Source organism: Moorena sp. SIO4A5, from assembly GCF_010672005.1.
In the GTDB taxonomy this organism is placed as follows: Bacteria; Cyanobacteriota; Cyanobacteriia; order Cyanobacteriales; family Coleofasciculaceae; genus Moorena.
Map to the genome: position 1 here is coordinate 1 of NZ_JAAHHZ010000301.1, position 5,517 is coordinate 5,517.

The 5,517-nt window shown below is 42.7% G+C and carries 6 protein-coding genes; 3 read left to right on the forward strand and 3 right to left on the reverse strand.

From position 1 onward, the window contains the following. A partial coding sequence (locus F6K57_RS35530) for a serine/threonine-protein kinase (protein WP_293072706.1) occupies positions 1-1,784 on the forward strand: 1,784 nt, incomplete at its 5' end. 105 nt (positions 1,785-1,889) lie between these two features. Here the strand turns inward: F6K57_RS35530 and F6K57_RS42285 are convergent. Both F6K57_RS42285 and trxA read right to left on the reverse strand, forming a co-directional pair. Continuing rightward, on the reverse strand, positions 1,890-2,216 hold the full coding sequence (locus F6K57_RS42285; protein ID WP_364305466.1) for a hypothetical protein: 327 nt from the start codon (positions 2,214-2,216) through the stop codon (positions 1,890-1,892). 101 nt (positions 2,217-2,317) lie between these two features. Beyond that, the gene (gene trxA, locus F6K57_RS35540; RefSeq protein ID WP_293056886.1) at positions 2,318-2,638 is read right to left on the reverse strand and encodes a thioredoxin; all 321 of its coding nucleotides are present in this window, start codon (positions 2,636-2,638) and stop codon (positions 2,318-2,320) included. A 209-nt stretch (positions 2,639-2,847) separates the two neighbouring features. On the opposite strand from trxA, the gene F6K57_RS35545 reads away from it, so the two are divergent. Both F6K57_RS35545 and F6K57_RS35550 read left to right on the forward strand, forming a co-directional pair. Further along, entirely contained in the window at positions 2,848-3,213 is a 366-nt protein-coding gene (locus tag F6K57_RS35545) for a recombinase family protein (RefSeq protein WP_293072708.1), read from the forward strand. A 425-nt stretch (positions 3,214-3,638) separates the two neighbouring features. Further along, on the forward strand, positions 3,639-5,033 hold the full coding sequence (locus F6K57_RS35550) for a CBS domain-containing protein (protein WP_293056917.1): 1,395 nt from the start codon (positions 3,639-3,641) through the stop codon (positions 5,031-5,033). A gap of 83 nt (positions 5,034-5,116) precedes the next feature. Here F6K57_RS35550 and F6K57_RS35555 read toward each other — a convergent pair. Continuing rightward, a partial coding sequence (locus F6K57_RS35555; RefSeq protein ID WP_293072710.1) for a nitrate reductase associated protein occupies positions 5,117-5,517 on the reverse strand: 401 nt, incomplete at its 5' end.

Here is a 5,517-nt window from a genome sequence, read left to right on the forward strand (position 1 = left end):
TTAGACAATTCCGTCCTGTTACTGATGACCCTGACTCCTGGCAAGCTGCAAAAGATATATTTCATCGTGAAACTAAAATTTTGGAGATTATCTGTCAGCATGACCAAGTTGCCAAAATTTTAGATTGCCTAGAAATTGACCATAGCTTCTACATAGTTCAAGATTTCATCCCTGGACGACCCCTGAGTGAGGAACTCAATCAACCCTGGAGTGAAAGCAGGGTAATCAATCTGCTACAAGAGGTTTTAGAGATTTTGGCATTTGTCCATGGTCAAGGGGTGATTCATGGTGATATCAAGCCAGACAATCTGATCAGACGATCAGACGATAGCAAATTAGTTTTAACTGACTTTAGCGGTATTAAGCAGGTACGGACACCATTAGTTGGTGTTCAATTTAGTGCCATAGCGGCTTTGGGCGCATTCGGGTATATACCAACAGAGCAAATTCTCGGTAAACCTCGTCCCTGTAGTGACCTATATGCTGTAGGGATGATTGCCATTGAGGCACTCACAGGACTCAAACCCATACACCTAGAAGAAGACCCATTAACCGGAGAAGCCCTTTGGCAGGACTACGCCACAGTCACTAAAGATTTCGCTGGCATTATTCAGCAGATGGTGCGCTATTACTTCAAAGACCGTTACCAGTCTGCTGATCAGGTTTTGGAGGCACTCCATTCCTTAACTAGTTCTAAATCATCTATAAACTTATCAATGTCTTCAGCACCACCAACATCCCCAAACCCCTACAAACAAAAAACTGAGGATACTCTGGGTGAGCCAATTGAACCAGAGACTCTTCCAACAGAGGAAACAGAGGAAACAACTGAGGATACTCTGGGTGAGCCAATTGAACCAGAGACTCTTCCAACAGAGGAAACAGAGGAAACAGAGGAAATTTATTATCCCTCTATGCCTACTATTCCTACCAGAAAGTCTAGTGGACTTAATCTCACCGCCATGGGAGTTTCCACATCTGTAGCCTTATTAGTAGTAGCTGGAGGCTACTTGTTCTCATGGGGTGGCAACCAGGCAGAAGCTAAGCTAGCACAAGCTGAGCAAAAGTACCAGGAAGGGGATTTAGACGCAGCACTGAAGCTGGTAAAATCTATTCCCGCAGATAGTGAAAACTATCAAGATGCTCAAAATGCGATCGCTCAGTGGAAAAAAGATTGGCAAGATGCCAAAGCCCTATTTCCCCAGATAAAAACTGCCTTTGAGCAACAGAAATGGGTAGAGGTAATTGAGCAAGCTAGTCAGATTCCTAATATTGTCTTCTGGCAACAGCAAATAGAACCTATGGTCAGCCAATCTCAAGCTAATCTTGAGAAGGAAGCTTACCAGTTACTACAGCAGGCTTACAACCAGGCTATCGATAGAGACTTTACTGGTGCACTCAACACATTTAAACAAATCCCAAAGGGAACAAAAGCCTACGCTACAATTCAACAAAAAATTCCGGAGTACACTCAAAAGCGAAACATAAAAGCAAACTTCCTTCTTCAGCAGGCTTACAATCGAGCTGCTCAGAAAGACTTTACCAATGCATTGGTATATTTGAAAAAAATTCCTCAAAATACCGATGCCTATCCTAAGGCTCAGGAAAAAATTGTTGACTATACCGCTAAGCAAGAAATTCGGGCTAAGTATCTCTCAAAGATGGCTTATAACCAAGCTGTTTTAAAGAACTACACTAAGGCTTTGGATTATTTGAAACAAATTCCTAAAGGTACCTCCGTCTATGCCAGTGCTCAAGCCACAATTCAGCAGTATGCTCGATAAGCTATTGTGCCGTTAAACTGTCTATTATTGAAATCAAATAAAAAAGATATATCCCAGTGCCCTTTTGCCGTAAGCTATCAGCTATTAGCTGATAGCTTACTTGTTTTACCCTACAGGAGTTAATTGATATTTACTACTAGCAACTAACCTGGGATTGCGATTCATTGCTACTTCTATAAAAGCAGGACTTTCTTTGTGCACTACTTCGGGAAATTTGCCCGAATTAGCCATAACTTTTCTACCTGGTGCGTAAGCTTCGATCACATTACCGCTCACAGAACACATTACCATTAAATAGTCACAAACTGGGCATTCAGTTTTGGTGACCTGATCTCCAGCACAAGCATAATGTGATGCTTGAGAACCGATTAAGTAGTGACGTTGAGCCATATTCCCACAGTTGGGACATCGGACTGATTGAGTTGTCTCCATTGCCGATTCTCCTCATTTACATGTCATGGCTTGAAGGAAATAAGTCAGACTTAAACTCAGAATTCAGAAAGTTTTTTAAATTTTTATGTTTTTAATTAAACCTAAAGTTGCTGTTCAAGTGCGGCAGTAAATTTTTCATAGTCAGCAACTCCTACAATAGTTTCTACCACTTCACCGCCCTTAAAAATCAGCACCGCAGGAATGCTGCGGATACTGTATTTTTTTGCAGTAGCTTTGTCGGCATCAATATCGATTTTTACTACCTTAACGCGATCTTTGTACTCTTCATAAAGTTTATCCATTAAAGGACCAATTTTACGACATGGACCACACCAAGGGGCTGTAAAATCAACGACAACTGGAACTTCAGAGGTTAAAAGTGCATCAAATTCACTGTCTTTGATGTAAGCAACTGTACTCATGATATATTCTTGAAATTTTTTAAAACTACCACAAATTTATAGTCAACGGTAAAGGGTAAAAAGTCAATAACAGTCAAGATGGTTACCCCTTTTATCTTCCTTTAATAAAGAAGGGCGGTTAATCGGTTTGAATAGCTGTAATAACCAGGATGGCTAAGGCTATAGTTTGGTTTACCATGGTTATATGAAGTTGCTTGATGCATTAAATTATGGCTGCTGAGGAATTAGAAAGGGATAGCCTGATCGAAAGGCTAAACCGAGGTAGACAAGCGAAGGCAACTATGGGTGGCTATGCAGGTTATGGTTCACCGGCCTTCGGTCAACGCGCCCTAAATGGTGAGTTAGTGGATGATCCCCAAGAACAGCATGTAATTGAGTTAATTCGCCGTCACCATAAATCGGGCAAGTCATTACAACAAATCGCTAACTGGCTCAATCACCATGGCTATACAACCAAGCGTGGTCAGCAGTGGAAACGAATCTCGGTTAAGCGGGTTTTAGACCGGCTATACGGTAGAACCCCTAGGGTGTCTAGTTTGCCTCAAAACCCCAGTCAAGGGAACTTAAATCAGTAAGTAAATCAGTAAGCTCCAAGCTGGTAAAGTAGTTAGAACACCTGAAACAGAACGTTAGATAAGCCAGGGTACCTGATCGGACAATCCCATCGGACAATCCCATCGGACAATGCCATCGGACAATTGCCAAGCTAGGTCAGCAATGCCTAATTATTTGCCCCTAAGCCCAAATGGTGAAAGTCCCAGTATCCCTGGCAACCTATAAAAGCCAAAAGCTATGTCATATAAGGGTTAAAGATTATTTTGCTGTAACATCTATTTATTATATACCTTTATACAAGTTATGTGCATATTATTTCTGGATTTGCGGGATTTGTCCGTAACATCCCTCTAAAAAAACCCAGGCTCAGTAAATACACCAGCGCCATAGTGTGTAGCGGTTGGCGGCGGTCGTAGGTCACGGAAGTTCACGTATCAAATTAATTATGCAACTCAACGATCGACTTATCTGCGCCCCAACCCTAGAAGAGGCAATAGATCATCAGCCTTTGATCGTTGCTCCTGACACCCTCCTAATCGACGTAATTGCTTTGATGAGTCAGGAGGGAGGCAAAAGTTGTTCATTGCCCAATTTATACTCACCATCAGACCAGCTCAGCATTCGTGAGCCACGGTCTAGCTGCGTTTTGGTAATGCACTCAGACAAGTTGCTGGGAATATTTACTGAGCGCGATATTGTCCGGCTAACAGCTAATGGCATTAACTTTCAAGAGGTAACAGTAGCTGAGGTCATGGCACAGCCGGTGATTACGTTTCCTCAAACTGCTTGTCGGGATATCTTTGCTGCCTTATTTATATTTCGTCGGTTTCGGATTCGCCACTTACCAATTGTGGATGATCACGGTCAGCTCGTGGGTGTTGTTTCACCAGAGCGAATTCGCCAGGTCTTGCGACCAGCCAATCTGCTCAAGTTACGACGGGTATCAGAAGTGATGACCCCCCAGGTGGTTAATGCGCTTCCAACTGTCTCAGTATTGAGTTTAGCCCGACTCATGAATAAGCACCGAGTTAGTTGTGTGGTCATTACCTCCGACCATGGAGAGGATATCTGTATGCCAGTGGGGATTGTCACAGAGCGGGATATTGTCCAATTTCAGTCTCTCAAGCTGAATTTGTCTAAAGTCCAGGCTCAGGATGTGATGAGTACACCTCTATTTCTGCTGAGTCCTGAGGATTCTCTATGGACAGCTCATCAGGAAATGCAAAAGCGTCGTGTGCGGCGATTGGTGGTGTCTTGGAATTGGGGTAAAGAAATTGGTATTGTCACCCAAACAACCCTGCTGCGAGTGTTTGACCCAATGGAAATGTATGGCATTGTGGAGACATTGCAGCAAACCGTTGAGCAATTAGACCCAGCCAAAGAATCCGTGAACAAATCCCACAAAGCCATTCCCCCTGGTGAGGAGTTTGGGAAGATGGCAGAAAATGCGATCGCTTTATCAGGAGATAGGTTTAATCATAAATCAGAGTCACCCAACACAGACCAAAACACAGACCAAAACAGAAAACTAACAGTAATTTTGTCAAAACCGATAGAGGGTCAAGGATTAAATCATTCCCAACAGTGTGAGGATTTCAACTATCCCAAAAGTAACTTGAGCACCAGTCAAGATTATCAACTGTGTATCTTGCTCAACACTATTCAAGCTATTCTAGAAAACCTAGCTAACCACTCTAACCTATCATCAGAATTACGTCAAAGCCAGCTTAATTCAGCCTTAGATCATCTTGATCAAATGCGAGAGCTAATACAGAAAGCCCAAAACCAGTCTTGTCAGGATCAGGTCGTGGTAGATCAAGTAGGTACTTCTAGCAGTTAAGCTAATCCAGATTTAAGGGGCATATTTGACTTGGTCTGAATTTGTTGAAGGGTGTTCGCCGTAGGCGTCCCTTGTTGAGTAGGTTAACGGTTAACAAAAACTAATTGGAATTCCTTGAGTGCTGGTAAAAAGTTTTTGTTTTCATGACCAGGGCGCGTCAGTTTAATCAGGGAAAAACGTTGGATAGGAGTTAGTTCTGCCCACTGTTGAGTAGTTACTACGACTCCCAATTCCATAGCTTTTTCCGCCACGGTAGATGGAATTACCTGAGAATTCATCCAGGGAGCTTGGGGATCAACAGGTAAATTAGAAGCGGGTTTTCCTGTATAGTTTATAACTAGGTGTTGAACATAGTCTGCATACTTTTGGATTGACTCGGTCGTAGTGCAGGGTATCTCTACCAGTTGCTGACGCTCGTGTTGATTAAACTGATGCCAGTGGCTCAGTTTAAGTTTGATGCCGCAAGTATCTAATTTCATCCGCA

Coding starts and splice junctions, on each gene's coding strand:
- F6K57_RS35550 (WP_293056917.1), top strand. CDS start 3,639: ATGCAACTCAACGATCGACTTATCTGCGCCCCAACCCTAGAAGAGGCA.
- F6K57_RS42285 (WP_364305466.1), bottom strand. CDS start 2,216: ATGGAGACAACTCAATCAGTCCGATGTCCCAACTGTGGGAATATGGCT.
- F6K57_RS35545 (WP_293072708.1), top strand. CDS start 2,848: ATGGCTGCTGAGGAATTAGAAAGGGATAGCCTGATCGAAAGGCTAAAC.
- trxA (WP_293056886.1), bottom strand. CDS start 2,638: ATGAGTACAGTTGCTTACATCAAAGACAGTGAATTTGATGCACTTTTA.